26 protein-coding genes are annotated in these 25,701 nt (G+C 40.7%); 1 reads left to right on the plus strand and 25 read right to left on the minus strand.

The annotated features are described in order from the left end of the window. Positions 1 to 264: 264 nt before the first annotated feature. The 17 genes from glyS to rpsU all read right to left on the minus strand — a co-directional run bounded on the left by glyS (position 265) and on the right by rpsU (position 15,393). The gene (gene glyS / locus LIT25_18945; GenBank protein USK32653.1) at positions 265 to 2,328 is read right to left on the minus strand and encodes a glycine--tRNA ligase subunit beta; all 2,064 of its coding nucleotides are present in this window, start codon (positions 2,326 to 2,328) and stop codon (positions 265 to 267) included. After that, positions 2,321 to 3,211, minus strand: a complete 891-nt coding sequence (gene glyQ / locus LIT25_18950) for a glycine--tRNA ligase subunit alpha (GenBank protein USK32654.1) — start codon at positions 3,209 to 3,211, stop codon at positions 2,321 to 2,323. The genes glyS and glyQ overlap by 8 nt, the downstream gene beginning before the upstream one ends. A gap of 308 nt (positions 3,212 to 3,519) precedes the next feature. Then, positions 3,520 to 4,275: a DNA repair protein RecO gene (gene recO, locus LIT25_18955; GenBank protein ID USK32655.1), complete on the minus strand. Its 756-nt coding sequence runs from the start codon at positions 4,273 to 4,275 to the stop codon at positions 3,520 to 3,522. Between the two features lie 32 nt (positions 4,276 to 4,307). Then, positions 4,308 to 4,451, minus strand: coding sequence for a YqzL family protein (locus LIT25_18960; protein USK32656.1), 144 nt, complete (start codon positions 4,449 to 4,451; stop codon positions 4,308 to 4,310). Between the two features lie 111 nt (positions 4,452 to 4,562). Further along, positions 4,563 to 5,477 (minus strand): GTPase Era, encoded by a 915-nt coding sequence (gene era / locus LIT25_18965; protein USK32657.1) that lies wholly within the window; start codon positions 5,475 to 5,477, stop codon positions 4,563 to 4,565. Next, positions 5,470 to 5,868: a cytidine deaminase gene (locus LIT25_18970; GenBank protein USK32658.1), complete on the minus strand. Its 399-nt coding sequence runs from the start codon at positions 5,866 to 5,868 to the stop codon at positions 5,470 to 5,472. Before LIT25_18970 ends, era begins: the two co-directional genes overlap by 8 nt. A 115-nt stretch (positions 5,869 to 5,983) precedes the next feature. Further along, complete coding sequence (locus tag LIT25_18975) at positions 5,984 to 6,355, minus strand: diacylglycerol kinase family protein (GenBank protein USK36335.1); 372 nt, start codon at positions 6,353 to 6,355, stop codon at positions 5,984 to 5,986. After that, complete coding sequence (gene ybeY / locus LIT25_18980; protein USK36336.1) at positions 6,333 to 6,803, minus strand: rRNA maturation RNase YbeY; 471 nt, start codon at positions 6,801 to 6,803, stop codon at positions 6,333 to 6,335. The genes LIT25_18975 and ybeY overlap by 23 nt, the downstream gene beginning before the upstream one ends. A 5-nt stretch (positions 6,804 to 6,808) precedes the next feature. Then, the gene (locus tag LIT25_18985; protein USK32659.1) at positions 6,809 to 8,986 is read right to left on the minus strand and encodes an HD family phosphohydrolase; all 2,178 of its coding nucleotides are present in this window, start codon (positions 8,984 to 8,986) and stop codon (positions 6,809 to 6,811) included. Positions 8,987 to 9,048: 62 nt separating this feature from the next. Further along, positions 9,049 to 10,008 (minus strand): PhoH family protein, encoded by a 960-nt coding sequence (locus LIT25_18990; GenBank protein ID USK32660.1) that lies wholly within the window; start codon positions 10,006 to 10,008, stop codon positions 9,049 to 9,051. A gap of 3 nt (positions 10,009 to 10,011) precedes the next feature. Continuing rightward, positions 10,012 to 11,196, minus strand: coding sequence for a sporulation protein YqfD (gene yqfD, locus LIT25_18995; protein USK32661.1), 1,185 nt, complete (start codon positions 11,194 to 11,196; stop codon positions 10,012 to 10,014). A gap of 16 nt (positions 11,197 to 11,212) precedes the next feature. After that, positions 11,213 to 11,500: a sporulation protein YqfC gene (yqfC, locus tag LIT25_19000; GenBank protein USK32662.1), complete on the minus strand. Its 288-nt coding sequence runs from the start codon at positions 11,498 to 11,500 to the stop codon at positions 11,213 to 11,215. 61 nt (positions 11,501 to 11,561) lie between these two features. Beyond that, entirely contained in the window at positions 11,562 to 12,014 is a 453-nt protein-coding gene (locus LIT25_19005) for a hypothetical protein (GenBank protein ID USK32663.1), read from the minus strand. Positions 12,015 to 12,044: 30 nt separating this feature from the next. Next, complete coding sequence (gene floA / locus LIT25_19010) at positions 12,045 to 13,037, minus strand: flotillin-like protein FloA (protein ID USK32664.1); 993 nt, start codon at positions 13,035 to 13,037, stop codon at positions 12,045 to 12,047. Between the two features lie 16 nt (positions 13,038 to 13,053). After that, a complete protein-coding gene (locus LIT25_19015) occupies positions 13,054 to 14,334 on the minus strand; it encodes a nodulation protein NfeD (protein USK36337.1) in 1,281 nt (426 codons plus the stop codon). Positions 14,335 to 14,759: 425 nt separating this feature from the next. Beyond that, entirely contained in the window at positions 14,760 to 15,206 is a 447-nt protein-coding gene (locus LIT25_19020) for a GatB/YqeY domain-containing protein (GenBank protein USK32665.1), read from the minus strand. A gap of 13 nt (positions 15,207 to 15,219) precedes the next feature. Beyond that, a complete protein-coding gene (rpsU, locus tag LIT25_19025) occupies positions 15,220 to 15,393 on the minus strand; it encodes a 30S ribosomal protein S21 (GenBank protein ID USK32666.1) in 174 nt (57 codons plus the stop codon). 208 nt (positions 15,394 to 15,601) lie between these two features. Here rpsU and LIT25_19030 point away from each other — a divergent pair, with 208 nt between their 5' ends. Next, positions 15,602 to 16,546, plus strand: coding sequence for a Na/Pi symporter (locus LIT25_19030; protein ID USK32667.1), 945 nt, complete (start codon positions 15,602 to 15,604; stop codon positions 16,544 to 16,546). Between the two features lie 51 nt (positions 16,547 to 16,597). Here the strand turns inward: LIT25_19030 and deoC are convergent, their stop codons facing one another. The 8 genes from deoC to hrcA all read right to left on the minus strand — a co-directional run bounded on the left by deoC (position 16,598) and on the right by hrcA (position 25,570). Continuing rightward, positions 16,598 to 17,269 carry a deoxyribose-phosphate aldolase gene (gene deoC / locus LIT25_19035; protein USK32668.1) on the minus strand — a complete coding sequence of 224 codons (672 nt, stop codon included), beginning with the start codon at positions 17,267 to 17,269 and terminating at the stop codon, positions 16,598 to 16,600. 181 nt (positions 17,270 to 17,450) lie between these two features. After that, positions 17,451 to 18,809, minus strand: a complete 1,359-nt coding sequence (gene mtaB / locus LIT25_19040) for a tRNA (N(6)-L-threonylcarbamoyladenosine(37)-C(2))-methylthiotransferase MtaB (GenBank protein ID USK32669.1) — start codon at positions 18,807 to 18,809, stop codon at positions 17,451 to 17,453. Between the two features lie 5 nt (positions 18,810 to 18,814). Next, positions 18,815 to 19,570, minus strand: a complete 756-nt coding sequence (locus tag LIT25_19045) for a 16S rRNA (uracil(1498)-N(3))-methyltransferase (protein ID USK32670.1) — start codon at positions 19,568 to 19,570, stop codon at positions 18,815 to 18,817. Positions 19,571 to 19,583: 13 nt separating this feature from the next. Next, the gene (gene prmA, locus LIT25_19050) at positions 19,584 to 20,522 is read right to left on the minus strand and encodes a 50S ribosomal protein L11 methyltransferase (protein ID USK32671.1); all 939 of its coding nucleotides are present in this window, start codon (positions 20,520 to 20,522) and stop codon (positions 19,584 to 19,586) included. A gap of 20 nt (positions 20,523 to 20,542) precedes the next feature. Beyond that, a complete protein-coding gene (gene dnaJ, locus LIT25_19055) occupies positions 20,543 to 21,655 on the minus strand; it encodes a molecular chaperone DnaJ (GenBank protein USK32672.1) in 1,113 nt (370 codons plus the stop codon). Positions 21,656 to 22,012: 357 nt separating this feature from the next. Continuing rightward, positions 22,013 to 23,839 (minus strand): molecular chaperone DnaK, encoded by a 1,827-nt coding sequence (gene dnaK / locus LIT25_19060; GenBank protein USK32673.1) that lies wholly within the window; start codon positions 23,837 to 23,839, stop codon positions 22,013 to 22,015. Positions 23,840 to 23,863: 24 nt separating this feature from the next. After that, positions 23,864 to 24,457, minus strand: a complete 594-nt coding sequence (gene grpE / locus LIT25_19065; protein ID USK32674.1) for a nucleotide exchange factor GrpE — start codon at positions 24,455 to 24,457, stop codon at positions 23,864 to 23,866. An 84-nt stretch (positions 24,458 to 24,541) separates the two neighbouring features. Then, complete coding sequence (gene hrcA / locus LIT25_19070; protein ID USK32675.1) at positions 24,542 to 25,570, minus strand: heat-inducible transcriptional repressor HrcA; 1,029 nt, start codon at positions 25,568 to 25,570, stop codon at positions 24,542 to 24,544. Positions 25,571 to 25,701: the final 131 nt, after the last annotated feature.

The raw sequence follows: 25,701 nt of genomic DNA on the forward strand, positions 1-25,701 counted from the left end.
GATTGAAAAGAACCTTTGGAAAAAGAAATGCGGAACCGACCGCTTAGACCCAACAGACAGATAAGGATCCGACAGAAAAGGCGCTTTTTGCCTTTACTGGCGGAGCCGTTCTGGCCGAGGGGATGGGAGGTGAAGCTGGACACCACGAAATGCTGAACCGACCGCTTAGACGCGAGAGAATGACGATCATTTTTACTTCTTAAACTTCAATCTTTATAAAATGAAGCAGACGATTGCCCTCTTTTAGGCAACCGTCTGACTTTATCATTTTACAATAACAGCATCCATATTAGCAAAGGATTCTATCAATGCAGCAAGCTTTTTCATTTGTGCAAGACGATTATTTTTCAAAGCTTCGTCTTCAGCCATGACCATCGTTTCGTTAAAATACGATTGGATAAATGGCTGCAATGTACGGAGGGATGCAAATGCAGAATTGTACTCACCGTCAGCTGCATGTGCTCCATACTCCTCTTTTACCTGCACATATTGATCATACAGCTCCTGCTCGTCTTTATTTTTAAAGAGCTCAGGATCAACAGCTTCTCCGGATGCTTTTTTCGAGATATTTTGAACTCTCGCAAAAGCTTCCATAATGCCCTTAAAGCTTTCATCTTTAGCTGCATTTTCCAAAACTGCTGCTTTGTTCAAGATAGCTGTCAGTTCCATTTGGCCTGCGCCAAGCACTGCATCAATAATATCGTATCTGATTTTCTTCTCATCGAGAACATGCTTAACTCTCATTTTGAAAAATGCAAGAAGTTCATTTTTCACTTTATTTTGATCAATTTCATTAAAAGGCGCAAGAGCAATGTCAAATAATTCTTCTAAAGAAATTGTCCATTTTTTCGCTAAAAGGATTTGAACAATCCCGCTCGCCTGGCGTCTAAGGGCGTAGGGATCCTGTGAACCAGTTGGAATGACACCGATTGAGAAGAAACCTGCAATCGTATCAAGTTTATCTGCAAGCGCCACTATCGCACCTGCAGTTGTTGCCGGTGCTGAATCTTCAGCATGCCGCGGCATGTAGTGCTCATTCACAGCTGCAGCAACTTCTTCTGCTTCACCAAATGCTCTGGCGTACTTTTCACCAATTATCCCCTGCAATTCAGGAAATTCATAAACCATGTGAGTGACAAGGTCAAATTTACAAATCTCAGCTGCTCGCAAGACATGCATTTTTTCTTCGGAGGAAACGTTAAATCGCTCAGCTAGAGTTTTTGACAAGGTGATCATTCTTCTGACTTTATCTCCAGTAGATCCAAGTTCTTCATGGAAAACAATTTTATCAAGTTTTTTCACATTATCCGAAATCACAAGCTTTTGGTCTTCATTGTAAAAGAATGCTGCGTCTGACAGACGTGCGCGCAAGACTTTTTCATTTCCTCTTGCCACATTTTCAATATGATTGTGGTCACCATTTCTGACTGTTACAAAATAAGGAAGCAATTGTCCTTCCGCATTTTTCACCGGAAAATAACGCTGATGTTCTTTCATCGTTGTCACAAGCACTTCTTCCGGAAGCGAAAGATACTTTTCTTCAAATTTACCAAATAAAGCAGTAGGATACTCAACCAGATTTGTCACTTCTTCTAATAAATCTTTGTCGATTGGAATGTTCCACTTATTTTCTTCTTCAATATGATGCAGCTGAGTTAGAATTGCTTCTTTTCTTTTTACAGGAGAAGCAATGACAAACTGTGAAAGAAGAGCCTTTTCATACGCAGATGGATGATCAATGACTTGATCTGAGCCTAAAAAGCGGTGTCCTCTTGTTTCTTTTCCTGTTTGGACGCCTGTAATGTTAAAAGGAATCACTTCCTGGCCGTACAGGGCGATCATCCATTTTATCGGTCTTGCAAATCTCAGGTCCTGAGATCCCCAGCGCATATTTTTAGGAAACGTAAGGCCGGTAATGATCTCACTTAAATCTGATAAAAGCTCTTTCGTTTCTTTTCCTTTTATGAACTTATGGACATGAGCATATTCAATGCCGCCAATTTCTTTAAAGAAAATATCCTCAACACTTGCTCCCTGGCCTCTTGAAAATCCGACAGCAGCTTTTGACCAGTTTCCGTCTCCATCAAGCGCAATTTTCTTGGCAGGTCCCTTAGCTTCTTCCTCGATATCCTCCTGTTTTGCAGCAACACCCTCTATTTGCACCGCAAGTCTTCTTGGTGTTGAAAAAACATTTACTTCACCAAAAGAGATATTTTTCTCCTTCAGCCAGTTCGTTACTTTTAGAGAAAGCTGGTTCATTGCTTCCGTTACAAATCTTGCAGGCAATTCCTCAAGTCCGAGTTCAAGCAGCAAATCATGTTTACTCATCTGTTTTAGCCTCCTCTTTTTTCAGCATTGGAAATCCCAGTTTTTCTCTTTCATCATAAAACGTTTTTGCCACTTTCCTTGCTAAGTTTCTTACACGTCCAATGTATCCTGTTCTCTCTGTTACAGAAATGGCTCCTCTAGCATCAAGGAGGTTAAATGTATGGGAGCATTTTAAAACATAGTCATAAGCAGGATGAACGAGTCCTTCGTCCATTTGTCGATGCGCTTCTTTTTCATAGATCGAAAATAGATTAAACAGCATATCAGCGTTTGACGTTTCAAACGTGTATTTTGAATGCTCAAATTCAGGCATCAAGAAAATATCGCGAACGGTAAATCCATCTGTCCATTCTAAGTCAAATACATTTTCTTTATCCTGGATGTAGGAAGCAAGGCGTTCAATGCCATATGTGATTTCAACAGATACGGGTTTGCACTCAATTCCGCCCACTTGCTGAAAATAGGTAAACTGAGTAATTTCCATTCCATCAAGCCAGACTTCCCAGCCAAGTCCCGCACAGCCAAGTGAAGGGTTCTCCCAGTTATCTTCAACAAATCGGATATCATGTTTCAGCGGATCAATGCCCAGAGCTTTTAATGAATCCAAATACAATTCCTGTATATTATCAGGAGACGGCTTTATGATAACCTGAAATTGATGATGCTGATAAAGGCGGTTTGGGTTTTCCCCGTAACGGCCATCAGCAGGACGGCGGGACGGTTCTACATACGCCACTCTCCACGGCTCAGGACCTATTGCCTTCAGGAACGTGTACGGACTCATCGTTCCTGCTCCTTTTTCAGTATCATAGGCCTGCATTAAAATACAGCCGTGATCTGACCAATGCTTTTGCAATGTTACTATCATGTCTTGAATATTCAAACCAAGCACCTCCAAATATCTAATAATTAAATAAACAAAAAAAACTCTCGTCCCTATGCCGTCTGATAGCAGCATAGGGACGAGAGTTAACCCGCGGTTCCACCCTAATTGCCAATGCATATCAAATGCATCAGCCTCTTTCCGGTAAAGTCGCTCAAGAAACGCCTTTCTTTGCCGGTTATCCCTTAGCTCGCACTATCCTAAGGTCGCTTTTCATAACGTTATGCAAATACTCTTTTTCCTTCACAGCAACATATTAATTTACAAGCATCATAATAGAAACAGAAGACAAAGTCAATATGTATAAATTATGTCAGTTTCCCTTTTAATGATTCCATCTGATCTAAAAATTTTTTTGACTTTAGAAATATGCCTGAGTATTCGCTGTAATAGGAATCAATCACCAATTTAAGCTCAGCTTTTGTTTCAGGCTTTACAGTTACTTTTCCCAGCCTTTCTAGATCAAAATAATAAAATAAACGCAATAATTTAGCGGTAGCCTGAGAAATCTGCAGCCTGTACGGATCGGCCCCGAAGCATCTGTGACAGATAAAACCGTTTTCTCTTATCGAGAAATGAAAGGTTCCATCCTTGCTGCTGCAGTTTACGCATGAATCAAGCTGCGGGTATAACCCGAGAACATTCACGATTTTCATCTCAAAAATAAAAAGCAGGACATCAGGATCCACGCCTTCATTCAGGAGCTGAAGGGTCTGGCTGAACAATTCAAAAAGAAAGGGATTAGGCTCATTCTGCTCTGTGCTTTTATCAAGCAATTCTGCTGCATATGAAGCATATGCCGTCAGAAAGATATCTTCCCTGATCCCCCTCATCGAAGAAATGGTCTCGCCCTGCTGCAGCCCTCCTAGTCCGGAAGACTTCTGAAATAAGAAATACCCGTATGTGAATAACTGAGTGGAAGAGGTTAACCGGCTATTAGGCTTTTTTGCCCCTCTAGCCATTACCCCCACCTTCCCAAGTTCACGGGTATAAATAGTCACAATTTTATTAGTTTCACCGTAATCATTTGTTCTAATGACAATGCCTTCGCACTTTTGAAGCAATCTTTCTCACCATCCAGAAGGATACGGTCAGATCACGAAATTGGAAAGTCAGCTTCCGCCAGCTCATGATCTTGTGAATCGGGTCCGTCACCTGTATCTTTTTCCAGTTCCTTAAAAAGAAGATAGGTATCAATATTACCTGTTTGAATAAAGACTTTCCAGGTAAAATCCAACATGTAAACCCCCACCTTTCTGTCGTTAAGACAAGCAAGCTATAATCCAATTTCTATAATCTTATCTTGACCTGAGATCCTTCGTTTCATGTTAAACAAATTTTGTTAAAAAGCTTAATATTCATCTTCTCTAAATCCGAAATCGCGAAGCTGAGTCATCTTATTGCGCCAATCCTTTTGAACTTTTACCCACAGCTCGAGAAAGACTTTAGTGCCAAGCAGCGCCTCAATGTCGACTCGAGCTCTCTGTCCCACTTCTTTCAGCATTTTCCCCTGCTTGCCGATGACAATTCCTTTTTGTGAATCACGTTCAACAATGACCGTTGCGCTGACATAAATAGACTGGTTATTGTCCCGTCTCTCAATAGCATCAATAACAACAGCAACTGAATGAGGAATTTCTTCCCTGGTTAAATGAAGCACCTTCTCGCGGATCAATTCAGAGATAATAAATCTCTCAGGATGATCTGTTACTTGATCTGCAGGATAGTATTGAGGACCTGCAGGCAAATAGGATTCAATCTGTTCAAGAAGCGTATCGACATTGTTTCCCTGCAGCGCAGAGATTGGAATGATTTCTTTAAATGGATAATAAGCCCGATATTGATCAATTAATGGGAGCAATTGATCAGGATGAATCTGATCGATTTTATTGATGATCAGAAATACAGGTGTTTTTGTGTGCTGCAGTTTTTCAATGATAAATTCATCGCCGCGGCCGTATCCTTCCTCTGCATTGATCATGAACAAAACAACATCTACTTCTTTTAACGTGTTTTGCGCCACTTTCATCATGAAGTCACCGAGCTTGTGCTTTGGTTTGTGTATTCCTGGTGTATCTATGAAAACAATTTGAGATTCATTTGTTGTATATACGCCTTGTATTTTATTGCGTGTAGTCTGAGGTTTGTCACTCATAATCGCAATCTTTTGGCCAATCACCCGATTAAGGAACGTTGATTTCCCTACATTTGGTCTTCCAATGATGGAGACAAATCCGGATTTGTATTCAGGTTCATTTCTATTCATGAAGATCCTCCGCTGAAAATGCCCCGGGCAATAAATCTGCCACTGTCCATTCTTTTACTTCACCATTCAAATTTGTCAGGATGACCTTCATATCCTTTGGACAAAGTTCAGAAATCACCTGTCTGCAGGCTCCGCACGGTGAAACAGGACCCTCTGTATCAGCAACAATCGCGATTGCAGCAAACTCTTTGTCGCCTTCTGAAACAGCTTTAAATAACGCTGTTCGTTCAGCACAATTTGTCATGCCGTATGAGGCGTTTTCAATGTTGCAGCCTCTGTATACTTTTCCGTCTTTCGTTAATAGAGCAGCCCCAACCTGGAATTTGGAATAAGGAACATATGCCATTTCGCGTGCTGCTTTTGCTTCTTTGATGAGTTGTTCTGAGTTCAAAGCTCTACTCCCTTTCTGTTTTGGCGACACCATGTATTTCTATTTTACCTAAAATGAGGTGAAATTTCACGCAGATGCCGTAAATGTAATTTAATTGTAAGAATTTTCTCATAACTTATAAAATTTTAGGGATAAAGATGATTAACCCTATAATAACTGCTAGCACTGCATAAATCAAAACTGCACCGGCTGCAGCATCTTTAGCTGCTTTTGCCAGCGGATGATATTCTGCCGTGACAAGGTCCACAAGCCGTTCTACGGCCGTGTTCATCAGCTCAAGCGACAGCATTCCCCCCATTAAGAAAAGGACGATAAGCCATTCAGTGAGAGTGATATGATAAAAGAAGGCTGCAGCTGTAACTAGAATACAAATGACGGTATGTATTTGAAAATTACGCTCAGATCCAAATGTGCTCTTTATCCCATCCCACGCATAGGAAAAGCTTCTAATGAAACGTTCCCGCTCAGATCTCTCTTTTGAGCCCATATGCATCCAGGATTTCTTTTTGTTTTCCAAACATTTTTTTCTCATCTTCCTCTGTCATATGATCATAGCCAAGCAAATGAAGCAGACCGTGAACAGCCAGGAAGCCAAGCTCTCTTGTAAAGGAATGACCATATTCCTCAGCCTGCTCAGATGCACGGGGGACAGATATAATAATATCTCCTAAAACCGGAGGCATGTCCACCCCTACAATTGAAACTTCCCCTTCCCCCTGTTCTTCCATGGCGAAAGATATGACATCTGTAACCTGATCTTTGCTGCGGTAATCCCGATTGATTTCTTTAATTTTTTCATTGTCAACAAATGTAACAGACAGCTCAGCGTCCTGTGCAACGCGTTCTGCTTCAGCTGCGTGCTGAAGCAGCGATTCAACCATTTCAAGCTGTTCTTCTGTCAGCAATTCTGTTTCATCTTCCATATCAATAATCATTCTAGTCATGCTTGTTTCACCTTCTGTTTTGAAATTTCAGGATATTCGATTCTGGAATGAAAAATACCTTTTAATGTTTCACTGAATGATTTTGCAATAATATCTAGCTCTCTGAGCGTTAAATCACATTCGTTAAGCTGATGATCCTGAAGTCTGTCTGTTATAATGCCCCGAATAAGCTTTTCAATTTTATCAGGAGTTGGACTCGACATGGATCTCACTGCAGCCTCAACACTGTCAGCTATTGAGATAATCGCGATCTCTTTCGTCTGTGGTTTAGGTCCCGGGTATCGAAACTCCTCTTCATAAATATCAGGATGATTTTGTTTAGCTTTATGATAGAAAAACTTCAATAACGTTGTTCCGTGATGCTGTTCGGCTATATCTACAAATTCCTTAGGCATTTTGTGCCTGCGTAGAAGCTCTGCACCATCTGACACATGAGAAATAATGACATTCTTGCTTAACTGCGGCGACAATTTATCATGCGGATTTTCAATATTCATCTGATTTTCGATAAAATACTGAGGCCGTTTTGTTTTGCCAATATCATGGTAATAGGCTCCCACACGAGCAAGAAGGCCATTCGCCCCAATTGCTTCACAAGCTGCCTCTGATAAGTTGGCAACCATGACACTATGATGGTATGTGCCCGGTGTTTCAGTTAATATTTTGCGGAGAAGCGGATGATTTGGATTCGATAATTCAATTAATTTCATTGTAGACAGTATTCCAAACCCCGTTTCAAAAAACGGCATAAATCCGATAGTCAAAACAGACGACACAAGTCCAGATGCAAGTGCCATGATAAAGTATGAGCCGAGTTCAATGTTTGAATAGCTTCCATTTTGCATTAATAGGATAGAAGTAATGATAAGGATATTTATCAAGGCTACAAATAATCCAGTCTGAAGAATTCTGAAACGGACATTTTGCTCATTCAGAAATAAGACTCCCGCTATACTTCCAAACAGGAAATACACGCCGATTGTAAAATTGAATGTACCCGTAACGCCTTCATTAAAGATAATACTGCCGCAGACGGCAAAAATTATACTCGTTAAAATGGCAAGCCTCTCGTGAAGAAGAAGCTTAATAAGCATGGCGCCCATTGCAACCGGAACCAGATATCCTACATTCGAATAATCAATTTCCTGGAAGAAACTGATAATTTTAATGAGCAGGATCGTAATGCTGAAAATTAAAACGTAAAGAATAAGAGAGTGATTTTTTCTCTCTGAAGGCTTATCAGGTGCTTCAAAATAATAAATCAGTGTTGCAATAATTAAAAGAATAATCAGCATTAGTCCTGCAAACGGCTTTAGTGCCAGCTGATTATCGAGAAGCCCGACAAGATCAAGCTTCCGGTAGATGTCTCTGCTGATGTAACCGCCTTCTTCAACGAGAATCTGGCCTTGTTTAATCTGCACTTCTTTCACATCATCATAAGCCTGCTGCTTTTTTTCTTCCGTTGCATCAAGATCAAATACATAGTTTGCAATCACCGCGTATCTCCCAAGCTGAACAGCTGCATTTGATAAGTCAGCCCGCAGATTAGAAGACTTAAGATCTTCTTCGACAAGGTCCTTTGCTTCATCCTGTTTCTGAAGGGGAATTTCATTGCTCATTACGCGATTAACGGCCGTAATGATTGCATCTTTTGCAATGGCCAATTCATTGTCTGAAGAGTCCAGCAGCGCCCTGAAGGCATCATCAGGAATTTTTTCTCTAATATCCGAAGTAAGCTTGTCCTTTAAACGTTTAAGCTTTTCATCTTCTGAAATAGAATAGGCTTCTTCACCTTCTGTGACATTTTCATTCTGCAGTTTTATTTCATCTGCTGCCTCTTTATTTGTTTCTTTTACAAAATCAAAAATGGATGTTATAACTTCTACTCTATTTACGACATAGTCTTTTCTTAAAACATATTCATCTTCAACTGCGTCATAGGCTTCCTGGCGCTTGTTGTCCGTTTCATAGGTATCATCTGCCTGTGTTGGGGCAATGATCGTTTGATCGGAATAAGTGAAAAGTTCAACATCAATCGTTTCCGGCTTTACATTGCTGTAAAGCGAGACAAAAATAACCGCGGCAAGCATGATATACATCGATATATGTATAAATTTATAATTCTTTATATTTTCGATTAGCTGACTAAATTTAGGCTTTAGCTTCGTTTTCATAACCTCACCCCCTGCTCCCCTTTGCAATCGTGAAAAAAGTGACCCGAAATCGGGCTGTCGGGTCACTTCGTCTGATCATATGCTTCGATGATTTTCGCAACCAGCGGGTGGCGAACAACATCTGATTGCTGCAGTTCGTTAAAAGCAATGCCGCTGACAGAACTTAAAGTTTCTTTTGCGGCAGCAAGTCCTGATTTAACGCCTTTTGGCAGGTCTACCTGAGTAATGTCTCCTGTAATGACCATTTTTGATCCAAACCCAAGCCTCGTCAAAAACATCTTCATTTGCGCTGGTGTCGTATTCTGGGCCTCATCCAAAATAACAAAAGCGTCATCAAGCGTTCTGCCTCTCATGTAGGCTAGAGGAGCAATTTCTATTGTTCCTCTTTCAATTAATCTTTGCGTGTGCTCCATTCCAAGTACATCATGCAAAGCATCGTATAGAGGCCGTAAATAAGGATCCACTTTTTCTTTAAGATCCCCTGGAAGGAATCCAAGGCTTTCTCCGGCTTCTACCGCAGGTCTGGTTAAAATAATTTTTTTAACGCTGTTATTCTTTAATGCACTCACTGCCATGACAACGGCTAAATATGTTTTTCCTGTTCCTGCAGGTCCAATACCAAAGACAAGATCTTTATTCCTGATAGAAGAGATATAATGTCTTTGTCCAAGAGTTTTAACCCTGATTGATTTCCCGCGGGCGTCTTTGCTGATCTCATCTACATATAATGCTTCAAATTCATCAAGTTTTAAGCGTTTTGCCATTTCAATTCCGTATAAAACGTCACGTTCACTGATGGTGATTCCTTTGCGGATCAGGACTAACAGTGACTTCAATACATCATTAACGATCTGAACACTGTCAGGGTCCCCGGATACGTAAACTGCTTCGCCTCTCGTTACAATGGAGACGTTCAGTTCATCTTCCATACGCTTTAAATGTGCATCATTATTTCCAAACAGGGCAATCGCTTCATTTGGGTTTTCTAATTGCTGATTTATCGTAACTAGTTCTTCTGGCATTATTTAATCTCCCTGAACAATTGGTGTAGTTTTTACGATATTTTCTATAACTTGGTAGAGCACTGTTAGTTTTACTTTACCATTCTCGTTCGTCTGGTGCAAAACTTTTTGACCCTTTATTTCTGCTTCTTCTCCCAATTCATTCAATAATTCTTTTTTGCCTAGTTCAAGGGCAGCTGTCCGTGCTTCCTCGTTTGTGTAACTGCGTTTAACAACTTCTTTTTCGCGGTAGATTTTTTTACCGTATCCAATTGGCAGGTCCCAATTCAGAAATTTAACTGATCTTATATCTTCCTCCACTTCAAAGTCTTTAAACATGTCCTGCTTAAATCCCCACACCTGAAGCTGCCATGACCCAAGTTCTAAGTAATACTTGCGTTTGTCATCTCCAGAAAAAACATTAAACGTTGTATGAATAGGCACTTCCACTTCAGAACGGTACCATGTCTCACCCAGTATCTCTGCTTTCGCTGCCACTTTTTGCTGATTATTCTCATTGCCTATTATTCCCGAAACAAGCAGCTGTCCTTTTTTTACATGCTCATTAATAGATACCGCAGGCTGTCCTTTTTCAACGTACATTTTAGTAATAATCGATTTTTTCCTTGCAACGATATGCTGCGGACTTGAATACGTGATTTTTTCCGGTTCATTTTTCTCAACAACCTCAAAATGATAATTTGTGCCCTTTAGCTCTACACCAACCCAAGTAAGCTCTTTGATATTGTTTGTCAGGTTTTTTTGAATGGAATCAGGATCAAGAGTAAAGAACTGCAATTTCCCAACCTTCACACCCATTGCATCAAGCTCTTTTTTTATAAGGTGCTCCGTGCTAGGCTTTGCTCCCTTTATATCAATTCCCCAAATCATGTTGGATAAAAGAAGAATAACGGTAAAAAATAGTGCAAATCCAATGACAAAACCGCTGTTTTTCAAGGATTTCTGAATAAGAAAAGGCAAGCCGGACACTTTCTTCAATGAGCATTTGCATTCATTTTTACGTGCCGCAGCCCGAATGGCATGTACATCTTTAAGACGAATAAAAAAAGAGACCGCCCCCTCTTCTCTTCTTACATTCCATACAGGTACGTCCTTCCTGATGCAGTCGTTAATAAACCTTTCAGTGCCTCTGCCTGTGATTGTCACTTTGATGACGCCGTAAAAGAAATGGGTCCATTGGTTTTTCATCGTTATCCTCCTATACTCATGATTGTTCTAAGTAATTAACTTGATCGATTTTTCCCTGCAGAAGGATTTCTTCCGGCAAAATCGTTTTTATAACAAAGGCTTCACCCTTAATCTGAAGCTGTCCCTGTTTGAGTAAAAGCCGAAGTTCATTATCTGTAAAAGTGAGCAGCCCTCTATGATTTTCAATATAAATATGTATTTGGCCGATCATCGTGATGCGGGGAAGATCCATCATGACATCCTGGGGTATTTCTACTGTTCGTGAGATCCATTTCGCTACATGCTGCCGCCATTTTTTCGCCATAAAAAAGAACCCCCTCTCATCTCATATGTATGAGTTGAAAGGGGGTTCTAACACTTCTTTTTTAAACTCGGCGTTTGGCAGAGGCATGCGGCTTTTTAGATCTTGGTGAACCGAGAATTTCACTCCAGATAATCCCTTGCACAACGTTATCCTTATTTATCACAGGGTTTGCTTTCGTGCGCTTAAGCTGACTGTTTTTAGAGTCAGTCTGAATTTCCGCTTGAATTTCATCAGCCGCTGAGCCAATTTCATTTCCAAGTCCGCTCATTTCACTTTTTGCTGAGTGATATCTGGTTTCTATTGTATCAATCGCTTCTTTCAATCGTTCTTTAGCTGCCGGCTGATTTGCGGTCTGATTAATTGAAGGTACGGGAGCAGACGCAGCAGATGCTGGGTTTTCCTTTTGCCTTCGCTGCTGTTTTTCCTTCTTTTTTTTGCCGAATAAGGATGATAAAACAAAGATAAAGCCCGCAATAACTAATGGATTGCTAAGAATAAAATCAACTAAGTCCATTCGTCAGCACCCTCCTTTTTCGAGCTTTTCCTATTTATTATCATGATCCGGCTGATCTTTTGATAACTTTCCAATTGAATCTCTCATATCTGTATCTGCATTGATGTTTTCAAAATTCATATAGTCCATGACGCCAATTTTCCCATTTCGCAAAGCTTCAGCCATTGCAAGCGGGACTGTCGCTTCCGCTTCTACTACTTTCGCTCTCATTTCCTGCGTTTTTGCATTCATTTCCTGCTCTAGGGCAACTGCCATAGCACGGCGTTCTTCTGCTTTTGCCTGGGCAATTTTCTTATCCGCCTCAGCTTGATCTGTTTGAAGGATAGCTCCGATATTTTTGCCGATATCAACATCTGCAATATCAATCGAAAGAATTTCAAAAGCAGTTCCGGAATCTAAGCCTTTATTTAACACTGTCTGAGAAATCATATCAGGATTTTCAAGGACTTTTTTATGATTGCTAGAAGAACCGATTGTACTGACTATGCCTTCACCTACACGGGCAATAATCGTTTCTTCGCCGGCTCCCCCGACTAACCGTTCAATATTTGCACGGACCGTAATACGTGCTTTAGCCTTTACTTCAATTCCATCCATTGCAACACCGGCGATAAACGGCGTTTCAATAACCTTAGGATTTACACTCATCTGAACGGCTTCCAAAACATCACGCCCAGCAAGGTCAATCGCTGCGCAGCGCTCAAAAGAAAGCTCAATATTCGCACGCTCTGCAGCTATTAAGGCATTGACTACCCGGTCTACATTACCGCCCGCTAAATAATGACTCTCAAGCTGATTAATCGTCACACCAAGCCCAGCTTTATGAGCTTTAATTAACGGATTGATAATTCGATTTGGGCTTACACGGCGAAGCCTCATTCCAATAAGAGTAAAGATGCTGATTCGAACTCCCGCAGCAAGTGCTGAAATCCACAGCGTAATCGGTACAAAAGTAAACAAAACACCTATTAATATAACTCCAATAACAATTAACCCTAACGTTAAAAGCAATGACGGATCCATTGTACTCCCCCTTGTATTAAAGGATTTCCCTCACGACAACACGTGAGCCTTCAACTTTAACAATCTTAATCTTTTGATCTTTTGCAATATACATTCCTTCTGTAACAACATCAATTCGTTCATCATCTATGAGGGCAGTTCCTGATGGTCTCATGGATGTGAGGGCTATACCAGTTTTCCCGATCAGCTCCAAACGATTCCGATTTGAAACATACCCGCTTTCAGTATTTGTAGAATCACGCAAGATTAGTTTCTTAAATATATTCATACGTTTTCCAAACACCTTTACAAATATGATGGCTGCCGTTACGGCAACGAGTAATGCAACAACTAATGAAAATGCCATATATGCAATATCATCAGTTGCTATAAAAAAGCTCAATATGATGGCTCCAAATCCAATAAAGCCGATAATGCCACCGGGAACAAAAAACTCCGCTGCCACAAGAATTAATCCAACGATAAACAAAATCACGGTTTCGAGTCCGGCAAGCCCTGCGATATAATGTCCGTAAAAGAATAGAAAGAGCGATGATAAGCCCATAAAGCCCGGCAGACCAAAGCCAGGACTGTATAATTCAACGATAAGTCCAAGACTTCCAATTGAAAGCAGGATCGGTATCACAATTGGATTGGTCACAAATCTTGCTACTTTCTCAGCAAAGCTAACCTCCATTTCAATCACTTCAGCCGAACCTAAGTCCAGTGCATTTAACAAACTGTCCAGGTTTTCAGCAATTCCTTCTGCATAATTTACCTCCACCGCCTGCTCTGCGTTCAGAGTCAATAGATCACCCTTGCCTGCTCCATACTCAGGAAGGTCCACATCGGGATCAGCCATAGCAAGTGCGTATTTTGAATCTCTGTTATTCCGTTCTGCTGATTCTTTCATTTCAGCCAGCCAGAGGGATTCAGCTTTTTTATCAGCCGTATTGCCTTCTAAATCAATAATAGCTGCAGAGCCCATCTTAGCTCCCGGAACCATGTAAATTTGATCAGCATTCAAAGCAATATAAGCTCCGGCAGATAAAGCCCTGCTATCTATAAAAGCGGTTACAGGTATTTCTGATGCTCTTATTGTGTCCGCAATTTCAAGTGCAGCATCAACCGCTCCGCCCGGAGTATTTATATCGAGAATAATGTGGTTGACCTTTTCTTCTCTTGCTTCCTTAAAAGATCTTTTAATAAATTGTGATAAGCCTTTCTCAACGGTTTCTTCAATTGGGATGACCGCAACTTTTTCAGAAGCATTATCTGCGGCGGGCATATAAGCACTGCCAAACAGGGAAAGAAACATAACAATTCCAAATAATATATGAAACAAACGGTTATGATTGCTTATCAAGTGAATCGCAAGCCTCCTTTCAATCGTAAGGTTTAATTGTAATACGTTTCATCTTAAGTATAGGTTTCGGTTTCATGAAAAATTCTTAAAAGAAAAGCGGAAGTGCCCGTTTAGCTCCGACAGACAGAAAAGGCTCAGACTGGAAAGTCCGGGTTTGACTTTTCAGGCTGAGACGTTCTGGCCGAGGAGTTGGGTGCTGAAGCTGGACAATGGGAAAAGCGAAGCACCCGTTAGCCGCTTTGCTTATTTATCCACTTTTTTTTGCATTTATCTTACAAGCTTAAATGATTTTTTCAGCTAAATTTGTTACAATCTGCTTTTTTCATATAAAACATAAAAACACCTTGTTCAAATGAACAAGGTGTTTTCCGTCTTTTTTATGATAGCCGTCCAGCTACAGTTTTATTGACAAGCGCGCCATCAGCCTTACCTTTTACCTTAGGCATGATCGCAGCCATAACTTTACCCATGTCTGCTTTAGAAGTTGCATTTACTTCTGCAATTGTTTCTTTCACAATAGCTTGAAGCTCTTCTTCTGAAAGCTGTTCAGGCATGTATACAGTTAAAATATCAAGTTCAGCCTGTGTCTTTTCAACTAAATCTAAGCGATCAGCTTTACTGAATTCCTGGAGGGAGTCTTTACGTTGCTTTAATTCGCGAGAAAACACAGTCAGTTCCTCTTCAGCAGACAACTCCTGTTTACCCAGCTTGATGCCTTCATTTTGTAATGAGGCTTTCACCATTCGGATAACAGCCAGTTTGTCCTTCTCTTTGTTCTTCATCGCTTGTTTCATATCTTGATTTAAACGCTCAAGAAGACTCATAAATCCACCCTCTTTAGAATTTGCGTTTTCTAGCAGCTTCAGACTTTTTCTTACGTTTTACGCTAGGTTTTTCATAGAATTCGCGCTTTCTTGCTTCTTGTATAGTACCGCTTTTTGATACTGTACGTTTGAAGCGACGAAGAGCGTCCTCAAGCGACTCGTTTTTACGAACGACCGTTTTTGACATTCTTATTCCCTCCCTCCGAATACAACCAATCGACATCATCTGTTTAATAAACATGTTTAAAGAAAACATGTACTTTGCAATTATAATATAACGTTTCTCAGAGGTCAACTTATATAAAAAAAAGTTCTTAACTTCGTTCATTTGCCCCCTGAATTTCAGTCATGCAGCAGGGCGCTTGTCCATATATTTTTAAATAAGAGGTGATTTGATGGGGGCTGCAGGCTTTTTCTTCCTTTACTTAATCGTTTTTTTAGCGGGTATGCATTTGCTGAAAAATGGCCTGTCTATTCTATCGGGACAGGCGATGAGAAGCTGGATCTACACTTGTATTAACCATCCCGTCAAAGCTTTTATTGCGGGAATCATATTCACGGGCATTCTGCAAAGCAGTTCAGCTGTGATGGTAATTGTGATTGGTCTTGTTTCAGCTGGGGTCATCTCGTTTAAACAGACGATTGGAATTATTCTTGGAACAAATATTGGCTCTACTTTCACTACACAACTAATCACTTTGGATATTGGATCTTTAATTCTTCCCCTTTTCATGATAGGATTCCTATGTCTTTTAATGGGAGCTGCCTTTAAAAAAGAAGCGCTGATGCGAATGTGTGCTGTTTTTATGGGGCTAGGAGCACTTTTTTCAGCGATGGCAGGGTTTGGCCGGCTTGCTTATCCTCTATCCCAGCTGGAACTTGTTCATGAATTATTGCTGTACACAAATGAACACTCTTTTGCAGGAGTCCTAAGCGGGACGGTTTTAACAGCAATTATTCATTCAAGTGCAGCCACTGCAGGCATCATTATGAGTTTTTTAAATGCGGATATTCTTACGCTCAGTGCAGGCATTGCTTATGTTCTTGGAGCTAATATCGGCACTTGTATTACAGGCATGATGGCAGCAGCCGGAGCCAATCAAGAAGCAAAGCTGACCGCCTATGCGCATGTGTGGGTAAATGTAATCGGTGTAGCCGCATTTTATCCATTCATTTCATATTGCAGTGCAACTGTTCAAACTTTATCTTCACAGCCTGATCTGCAGCTGGCACATTTCAGTCTAATTTTTAATGTCATCAGTTCACTTGCATTGCTGCCTTTTGCCAATGCTTTTGGAAAATTTGTAGTTTCATTTTCAACTTTTTTTAGAGGAAATTAATACGGCAAAAAGACTGCCGAAAAATTTTCAGCAGTCTTTCATAGTCAGAAATTAATAATCAGAATTTGAAACTTCGCCTTTAACAATAGAAATTCCAGCACTTGCACCGATGCGAGTTGCACCAGCTTCAACCATCGCAAGCGCTCCTGCACGGTCACGAACGCCGCCAGAAGCTTTTACGCCAAGATCTGGCCCTACTGTTTTGCGCATTAGTGCGATATCCTCAACAGTTGCACCGCCAGTTGAGAAACCAGTGGATGTTTTGACGAAATCTGCTCCAGCTTTCACTGATAATTCGCATGCTCTAACTTTTTCTTCTTCTGTTAAAAGACTTGATTCGATAATGACTTTTGTAAGCGCTTTTCCTTTAGCTGCATCAACAACCGCACGGATGTCACGTTCAACAAGCTCATCATCTTTATCTTTTAATGCGCCGATATTGATTACCATATCAACCTCTGTTGCGCCTTTTGCAATTGCATCTTTAGTTTCAAATGCTTTCGTTTCAACTGTAGTCGCTCCAAGCGGAAAACCGATTACTGTACAAACCTTTACATCTGTTCCTTTTAATAAAGCGGCTGCTGTTTCAATCCAAGTTGGATTGACACAAACAGATGCGAATTTATATTCCTTTGCTTCTGCGCATAATGTGTCGATTTGAGCCTTTGTTGTTTCTGGCTTTAACGCTGTATGGTCAATCATACTGCCAATATTTACTGACATATGTAGTACCCCTTTTCCATTTAATTAGTCGTCTGACCTCTTACATCTTAACACTTTTTCAAAAAAAATACGAGTACAAACTTAATTTACACCAGTAAAATAATTCTAAACCTGTTTTAAAAGAAAAGTGCGTTTCCTGTGTTTATACATAAAAATAAAAAACCCGGTCTAGTCGACCAGGTTAAGAGATATTCCGCATACTTTCAGCTGCCGGTTCATCTTCCATGACACGGACAAACTGTCCTTCCGAATACGGGTAGCCGGCTTTAGTAATTTTCACTTTAACAATTTTTCCGACCATTTCTTCTGTTGCAGGGAAAACAACTTTCAAATAATTATCCGTATATCCGACATAAAGACCACTTTCAGGATCTTCTTTATACAGTTCCTCAGGGATAACTTCAAGAACTTCGTCTTCATATACAGATGCGTATTCTTTGGCAAGCTGATCGGATAGGGCAATCAGCTGATGAACACGTTCATTTTTAATTTCTTCATCCACTTGATCATCCATTCTTGCAGCAGGTGTTCCTGTCCGTTTTGAATAAGGGAAAACATGAAGCTCTGAGAATTTATGTTCTTTAATAAAGTTATAAGTTTCCATGAATTCTTCATCCGTTTCACCTGGGAAACCGACGATAACATCAGAAGTAACAGCCAGCCCGGGCAAAGCTTGTTTGAGTCGTGTCAAACGCTCCGCAAAGAATTCCATCGTGTATTTTCGGCGCATTCTTTTCAATACAGTATTTGAAGCTGATTGAATCGGGATATGCAAATGACGGACAATTTTATCTGACTGATCAAGAACTTCAATGACTTCGTCTGAAATTTGACTGGCCTCAATGGACGAGATTCTAATGCGCTTTAAGCCGTGAACCTTAGTGTCCAGATCACGAAGCAGCATGGCGAAGTTGTAATCTTTCATGTCTTCGCCGTATCCGCCGGTATGAATTCCCGTCAATACAATTTCTTTGTAGCCTGCATCAACAAGCTGCTGGGCCTGTTTAATGACTTCTTTGGGATCGCGTGAGCGCATTAAGCCGCGCGCCCATGGAATAATACAGAACGTGCAGAAGTTGTTGCAGCCTTCCTGGATCTTCAATGATGCACGGGTGCGGTCTGTAAATGCCGGTACATCAAGTTCCTCATATACTCTCGCCTTCATAATATTGCTGACGCCGTTGATAGGCTGCCTTTCGTTCTTAAATTGCTCAATATAGTCAAGCATTTTAACCCGGTCAGACGTACCTACTACTATATCAACACCCGGAATCGCCATAATTTCAGCAGGAGACGTTTGAGCGTAACAGCCGGTTACACAAATAACGCCGTCCGGATTTTTTCTTATTGCACGGCGAATGACCTGACGGCTTTTTTTATCGCCTGTATTCGTTACTGTACATGTATTTATGACATAAACATCAGCTTTGCTTTCATATTCAGAGCGATCATAGCCTGCGTCCTTGAATAACTGCCAGATAGCTTCTGTTTCATAATGGTTTACTTTACAGCCAAGTGTATGAAATGCTACGGTTGGCATGATAATCACCTCGATAATTCAAAATAATAAGAAACAGCAGATAAAACATATAGCGGAGCCGTTTCCGTCCGTAAGATTCTCGGCCCGAGTCCGCAGGCTATAAAACCTGCATTTGTCAGCTGTTCTATTTCTTCTTCCGTTAATCCGCCTTCTGGTCCGAATACAACCAGAATGGATTGACCTGGATAACTTTCATTTAATGCTTTCGCAAGATTGGAGAGTTCCCCGCTTTTAGCCAATTCTTCATATGCGACGATTTTCAGGTCATATGAAGCGGAACGATTAATAAGTTCCTTCCAGCTGCATGGCTCAAAAACATCCGGGATTAAGTTGCGATAGGATTGTTCAGAAGCTTCTTTCACAATCTTTCTCCAGCGCTCCACTTTTTTGACTGCTTTCTTTGCATCAAGCTTTACAACGGAACGAGCAGCATTAAAAGGGATAAACGAAGCAGCACCAAGTTCTGTGCCCTTTTGAAGTATCCATTCCAGCTTATCCCCTTTAGGCAGCCCGCTCGCAATCGTGACTGATACTGGAAGTTCATGATCAGCAGTTTGCCACTCAATAATCCTGCATACTGCTGCATCATCATTTACTTCTTCTATTTCACAAAGCGCTGCCTGTCCATCTGAAGTACAGCAAATCAGTTTGCTGCCTGGTTTCATACGCATAACACGGGAGATGTGATGAACAACGTCTCCCGTGATTGTCATTCTGGATGTTAAATTTACTTTTTTCTCACTTATAAAATAACGCTGCACAGATGAGCACCTCTTATTTCTTTCTTGCGATAAAGGCCACCCAGTCTTCCATAACAACTGTTTCTTCAATCTCAAACCCAGCCTCGATTAAACCGTTTTTAACCTCAGCCTTTTTATTAAGAATGATTCCAGAGGTGATGAATAAACCGCCTTGCTTCAGAATCTGATTTGCTTCGTGGACAAATCGCAGAATGACTTCAGCTAAAATATTTGCAACGACTACATCTACAGGACCTTGGATTCCGTTCAGCAAATTGTTTTGAGATACTGTGACCGCCTTGTGCACTTTGTTTAATTTCGTATTTAAACGTGCGCTTTCAACAGCAACAGGATCTAAATCCAATGCTTGAACCTGTTTTGCTCCAAGCATTGCAGACGCAATACTTAAAACTCCTGAGCCTGTGCCCACATCCACTACTAAATCCTGTTCTTTTACAGAGCGTTCAAGCGCCTGAATACAAAGAACGGTTGTCGGATGAGTCCCCGTTCCGAAAGCCATACCCGGATCAAGCTCGATGATCAGTTCATCGGAATGGACCGGTGTATAAGTTTCCCATGTCGGCACGATCGTAAATCGCTCCGAAATCTTTACGGGATGATAATACTTTTTCCATGCAGTCGCCCATTCTTCATCATTTACTTCACTGATTGAGATATCATTCTTCCCTAAATCAATATCATGAATAAGCAGATTATTTACAGCTTCTTTAATTTCATCAACCGTTTCACCAAGGAAACTGTTTACAGGAAGGTATGCTTTAATAATAACACCTTCATCGGGATAATCATCAGAATTGAGGTGGTAGATTTCTCCATACACACTTTCACGTTCTTTTAATAGATCCATTTGATCTTCAATGACGACACCGCTTGCTCCGGCCTCATGCAATATATTCGAAATTGGTTCTACCGCTTCTTGTGTTGTATGAATACTTAACTCGGACCATTTCATTCTACCAGCTCCACTTCTGTTTATTCACCCTTGAATGCACGCTTTACTTTATCAAAAAAACTTTCTTCGTGCTCATCTGGTCTTCCTCCGCTCATTTCAGCGAAATCGCGAAGAAGCTCTTTTTGTTTTTCCGTAATATTTGTAGGCGTTAAGACTCGAACGATAATGTGCTGATCGCCCTGTCCGTAGCCTCTCACATTTGCGACACCTTTTCCCTTCATGCGGAATTTAGTGCCCGTTTGTGTTCCGGCCGGAACCTTCAGCTTCACTTTGCCGTGCAGTGTAGGCACTTCAATTTCATCACCTAAAGCAGCTTGTGCAAATGTAAGCGGCATTTCACAGTAAATATCGTCCCCGTCTCTCTCGAAGAACTCATGAGATCTTACTTGGAACACAACGTATAGATCACCGCTTGGTCCGCCGTTAATTCCTGGTTCCCCTTGTCCGGAAACTCTAAGCTGCTGTCCATCATCGACCCCAGCAGGAATTTTAACAGAAATCTTTTTGCGTTTTTGAACTTTTCCAGCTCCTCCGCAAGTTGAACATTTATGTTTGATCATTTTGCCAGTTCCGCTGCAATGATGACACACGCGGCGGTTGACAATTCTGCCGAATGGCGTGTTTTGTTCAACATTCAGCTGTCCAGATCCGTTACAATGTTTACACGTTTCCGGCTTAGTTCCAGGTTTCGCTCCTGAGCCATCACATGTATCACATGTTTCCTCCCGAGGTATTTCGATTGTTGTTTCCTTGCCGAATACTGCATCTTCAAAAGACAAAGTCATCGTATATTGAAGGTCTGCACCTTGTCTTGGCGCATTTGGATCGCGTCTTCTGCCGCCTCCAAAGATCGAACTGAAAATATCGTCAAAACCGAATCCTCCGCCAAAATCAGATCCCCCAAATCCTTGATTTGGATCAGTATGTCCAAATTGATCATACTGTGCACGCTTCTGATCATCGGTCAGGACCTCATATGCCTCTGAAATTTCTTTGAATTTATCGGTTGCATCCGCATCTTTGTTGATATCAGGATGATATTGTTTAGAAAGCTTGCGGTACGCTTTTTTCATTTCATCCTTTGTCGCGCTCTTACTTACTCCAAGCACTTCATAGTAATCACGCTTGCTCATAATTTCTCACTCCCGAATTCTCACATAAAGTAAATTGTATCACTCGATTTAGCCTGATTGCAAGATATTGTTTAAGTATAGAAGGTGTTTTCATACCCATAATCTATTCAATCTTTCTGGAAAAGTCTTTTCTTTGCTCAAATTAGAAAAGCACAAGCGCCTTGATCAGCTCACCCATGGCAGATAAGGATCCTACAGAAAAGTCCGGATTTGATTTTTATGGCGGACCCGTTCTGACCGAGGAGCTATCATCAATGCGAAAATTTTTTCTTTCAAAACACTAAAAAAGTCAAAGTCAAGACAAGCCTGACTTTGACTTTTCTTTTGCGGGATGAAGTCACTCATTTCCGCTCAGTATTATTTTTTATCGTCGTTTACTTCTTCATATTCAGCATCAACTACATTGTCATCTTGTTTCGCGTCTGCTGCACCTTCAGCACCTTGTTGCTGTTTTGCAGCTTCTTCATACAATTTCATAGATAATTGCTGAACGATTTCTTGAAGCTCATCTTTTTTCGTTCTGATTTCTTCAAGCTCATTTTTCTCAATAGCAGCTTTTAATGCATCTTTCGCTTCGTTCGCTTTTGCAACGTCAGCTTCGTCTACTTTACCTTCAAGATCTTTAAGAGTCTTTTCAGTAGTGAATACTAGCTGATCAGCTTCATTGCGAAGTTCAACTTCTTCTTTGCGTGCTTTATCAGCATCTGCATTTTCTTCTGCTTCTTTTACCATGCGTTCGATTTCTTCATCACTTAAACCTGTTGAAGATTTAATTGTGATTGTTTGTTCTTTGTTTGTGCCTAAATCTTTTGCACGAACATTGACGATTCCGTTTTTATCAATATCGAATGATACCTCGATTTGCGGAACTCCGCGCGGAGCCGGAGGAATATCCGTTAATTGGAAACGGCCTAATGTTTTATTATCTGCAGACATCGGGCGCTCACCTTGAAGAACATGGATGTCTACAGCTGTTTGGCTGTCAGCAGCCGTTGAGAATACTTGTGATTTGCTTGTTGGAATCGTCGTGTTGCGCTCGATTAACTTCGTAAATACGCCGCCCATTGTTTCAATTCCAAGTGAAAGTGGTGTTACGTCAAGTAAAACAACATCTTTAACGTCGCCTGTGATAACTCCGCCTTGAATTGCTGCGCCAAGTGCTACAACTTCATCTGGGTTAACACCTTTTGACGGCTCTTGGCCAAGCTCTTTTTTGATTGTTTCTACAACTGCAGGTATACGAGTAGATCCGCCAACAAGGATTACTTTGTCAATTTCATTTTTAGAAAGACCAGCATCTTTAAGCGCCTGGCGGACTGGACCCATTGTTCTCTCAACTAGATCAGAAGAAAGTTCTTCGAATTTAGCACGTGACAATGTCACTTCTAAGTGAAGCGGCCCAGCTTCTCCAGCTGTGATAAATGGCAATGAAATCTGTGTTGAAGATACACCGGAAAGATCTTTCTTAGCTTTTTCAGCAGCATCCTTCAAGCGCTGAAGAGCCATTTTGTCTTTTGAAAGGTCGATGCCATTATCTTTTTTGAATTCGGAAACAAGATAATCAATGATTACTTGGTCAAAATCATCTCCGCCAAGACGGTTGTCACCAGCTGTTGAACGAACTTCAAATACTCCGTCTCCAAGTTCTAAAACGGATACGTCAAAGGTACCGCCGCCTAAATCGTAAACAAGGATCGTTTGATCTTGATCTGTTTTATCTAAACCATATGCAAGTGCTGCTGCAGTTGGTTCGTTGATTATACGCTCTACTTCAAGTCCTGCAATTTTACCTGCATCTTTAGTTGCCTGACGCTCAGCATCATTGAAGTATGCCGGTACTGTAATAACGGCTTTTGTAACCGGCTCGCCCAAATAATCTTCTGCATATGCTTTTAAGTGCTGAAGAATGATTGCAGAGATTTGCTGAGGCGTATTTTCCTTGCCTTCAACCTCTACTTTATAGTCCGTTCCCATATGTCGTTTGATGGACATAATTGTGTTTGGATTTGTAATAGCCTGGCGTTTTGCAACTTCACCAACCTGGCGCTCGCCATTTTTAAATGCTACTACTGAAGGAGTTGTGCGGTTGCCTTCTGCATTTGGAATAACCTTAGGTTCTCCGCCTTCTAATACTGCAACACATGAGTTTGTTGTACCTAAATCGATGCCGATAATTTTCCCCATCGTAGAAACCTCCTATTATGTAAGTTATTGATTGACTTTAACCATAGCTGGTCTGATAATGCGGTCTTTTAACTTGTAGCCTTTTTGGAATTCTTCAATGACAACATTGGATTCATATTGATCATCTTCTACCTGCATGACTGCCTGATGAAGATGCGGGTCAAACGGCTGGCCTTCTGCTTGAATGGCTTCAATTCCTTCATTCTGCAGAGCCTGCACCAGCTGGCGATAAACCATTTCCATCCCCTGTAATAAGGATTGTGTTTTTTCGTCATCCGTATCTATTTTTAACGCTCTTTCAAAATTATCAAGAGCTGGCAGTATTTCGGTTATCAGATTTTGAGAACGATATTTTTGAGCAGCCTCAAGATCAAGCCGTGCTCTTCTTCTGAAGTTATCTAGATCTGCCTGTACGCGGTACATGCGATTTTCAGTTTCACTAAGCTTGGCTTCAAGCTCTTCAATCTTAGCTTTGGCTGCAGATAACTCATCAGATTCCTGCGCTTGTTCAGCTTGTGTTTCAGAATCCATTGATTCGCCCTCTTGGTTTACCAATGTTTCTTCTTGTTCAGAAGCTGTTCCATTTTCTTTTAAGCTTTCTTTTGCGTCGTTAGTCAATTTCTTTCACCTCCCTTAAAGTGCAAAGCCATGGAAAGGGAGCGGAAAGCAATTTTCCGCTCTCTTACAATATGGACAATGTTTTTATGAGTGATACAGATTAGTTAAGGCTTTGGACATATCTTTTGTGACTCTCTGCAGCAGACTGATAACACGGGAGTACTCCATTCTTGTCGGACCAAGAACCGCAATCCGCCCTATTTGTTTATTATCAACAGAATAGGTTGCAGTGATCAGACTGCAATTTTCCATTGCAATGTTCTGATTTTCTTTGCCGATTTTAATTGTAATCCCTGAATCATAGGCCTGAAGAATATTATATAATTCCTGCTCTTCTTCAATCATTGTCAAAAGCGTTCTGACACGTGAGATATCATTGAATTCCGGCTGGCTTAACATATTTGTTTTCCCGCCGAAATATATTTTTTCATTTGCGTTCATCGTAAATGTTCTGGATAGGACTTTCATGATGGAATCATAGTTTTGTATATGATTCCTCAGTAAGTTTACTATTTCTTTGTATATTTTGTCATGCAATTCGACAATCGGAACATTAAATAAGCGCTCATTTAATATGTTAACCATTTTTTCAATATCCTGCGGATCAATTGTTCCCGGAAAAGAAATGGTTCTATTTTCAACATGGCCCGTATTTGTCACAATAATTGCAACAGCAGTATCTTCACTGATTGGAACAATCTGAATTCGTTTCAGCCGATTTTCGTTCACTTTAGGACCAAGAATAATTGACGTATAATTCGTTAAATCCGAAAGAATCTGAGCAGACTTCTGCACTACTTTTTCAAGTTCAAATATACGTTCTGTAAAGACAGATTTAATTGTAACAACATCCATATTCGTCAGTTTCTGCGGAGCAAGCAAGTGATCCACATAATAGCGGTATCCTTTCTCCGAAGGAACTCTGCCTGATGAACTGTGAGTTTTTTCAATGAAACCCATTTCTTCAAGATCTGCCATTTCATTTCGGATTGTTGCAGAACTGAATGTGATCGATTCCTTCTTAGACAATGTTCTTGAGCCTACCGGCTGAGCAGATTGAATAAAATCATCAACAATGACCTGAAGGATTAAAAGCTGACGATCTGTTAACATTATCATCACCTCTGTTAGCACTCTGTAAGCGCGAGTGCTAAATCTATAATAAAAAGTATCAAATCAAACGATAATTGTCAATTATTTAGATTAAATTCCCCTATAGTTTATGTTTAATTAACTAAAGAATG

Source organism: Bacillus sp. F19, assembly GCA_023823795.1.
GTDB lineage: Bacteria > Bacillota > Bacilli > Bacillales > Bacillaceae > Bacillus_P.

Bases quoted from the DNA above. Each gene is read 5' to 3' on its own strand.
- glyS (USK32653.1), bottom strand. From the start codon at position 2,328: ATGAGTAAACATGATTTGCTGCTTGAACTCGGACTTGAGGAATTGCCT.
- LIT25_18960 (USK32656.1), bottom strand. From the start codon at position 4,451: ATGTTGGATTTTACCTGGAAAGTCTTTATTCAAACAGGTAATATTGAT.
- era (USK32657.1), bottom strand. From the start codon at position 5,477: ATGAATAGAAATGAACCTGAATACAAATCCGGATTTGTCTCCATCATT.
- LIT25_18975 (USK36335.1), bottom strand. From the start codon at position 6,355: ATGGGCTCAAAAGAGAGATCTGAGCGGGAACGTTTCATTAGAAGCTTT.
- ybeY (USK36336.1), bottom strand. From the start codon at position 6,803: ATGATTATTGATATGGAAGATGAAACAGAATTGCTGACAGAAGAACAG.
- LIT25_18985 (USK32659.1), bottom strand. From the start codon at position 8,986: ATGAAAACGAAGCTAAAGCCTAAATTTAGTCAGCTAATCGAAAATATA.
- LIT25_18990 (USK32660.1), bottom strand. From the start codon at position 10,008: ATGCCAGAAGAACTAGTTACGATAAATCAGCAATTAGAAAACCCAAAT.
- yqfD (USK32661.1), bottom strand. From the start codon at position 11,196: ATGAAAAACCAATGGACCCATTTCTTTTACGGCGTCATCAAAGTGACA.
- yqfC (USK32662.1), bottom strand. From the start codon at position 11,500: ATGGCGAAAAAATGGCGGCAGCATGTAGCGAAATGGATCTCACGAACA.
- LIT25_19005 (USK32663.1), bottom strand. From the start codon at position 12,014: ATGGACTTAGTTGATTTTATTCTTAGCAATCCATTAGTTATTGCGGGC.
- floA (USK32664.1), bottom strand. From the start codon at position 13,037: ATGGATCCGTCATTGCTTTTAACGTTAGGGTTAATTGTTATTGGAGTT.
- LIT25_19015 (USK36337.1), bottom strand. From the start codon at position 14,334: ATGTTTCTTTCCCTGTTTGGCAGTGCTTATATGCCCGCCGCAGATAAT.
- LIT25_19020 (USK32665.1), bottom strand. From the start codon at position 15,206: ATGAGTCTTCTTGAGCGTTTAAATCAAGATATGAAACAAGCGATGAAG.
- rpsU (USK32666.1), bottom strand. From the start codon at position 15,393: ATGTCAAAAACGGTCGTTCGTAAAAACGAGTCGCTTGAGGACGCTCTT.
- LIT25_19030 (USK32667.1), top strand. From the start codon at position 15,602: ATGGGGGCTGCAGGCTTTTTCTTCCTTTACTTAATCGTTTTTTTAGCG.
- deoC (USK32668.1), bottom strand. From the start codon at position 17,269: ATGTCAGTAAATATTGGCAGTATGATTGACCATACAGCGTTAAAGCCA.
- mtaB (USK32669.1), bottom strand. From the start codon at position 18,809: ATGCCAACCGTAGCATTTCATACACTTGGCTGTAAAGTAAACCATTAT.
- prmA (USK32671.1), bottom strand. From the start codon at position 20,522: ATGAAATGGTCCGAGTTAAGTATTCATACAACACAAGAAGCGGTAGAA.
- dnaJ (USK32672.1), bottom strand. From the start codon at position 21,655: ATGAGCAAGCGTGATTACTATGAAGTGCTTGGAGTAAGTAAGAGCGCG.
- dnaK (USK32673.1), bottom strand. From the start codon at position 23,839: ATGGGGAAAATTATCGGCATCGATTTAGGTACAACAAACTCATGTGTT.
- hrcA (USK32675.1), bottom strand. From the start codon at position 25,570: ATGTTAACAGATCGTCAGCTTTTAATCCTTCAGGTCATTGTTGATGAT.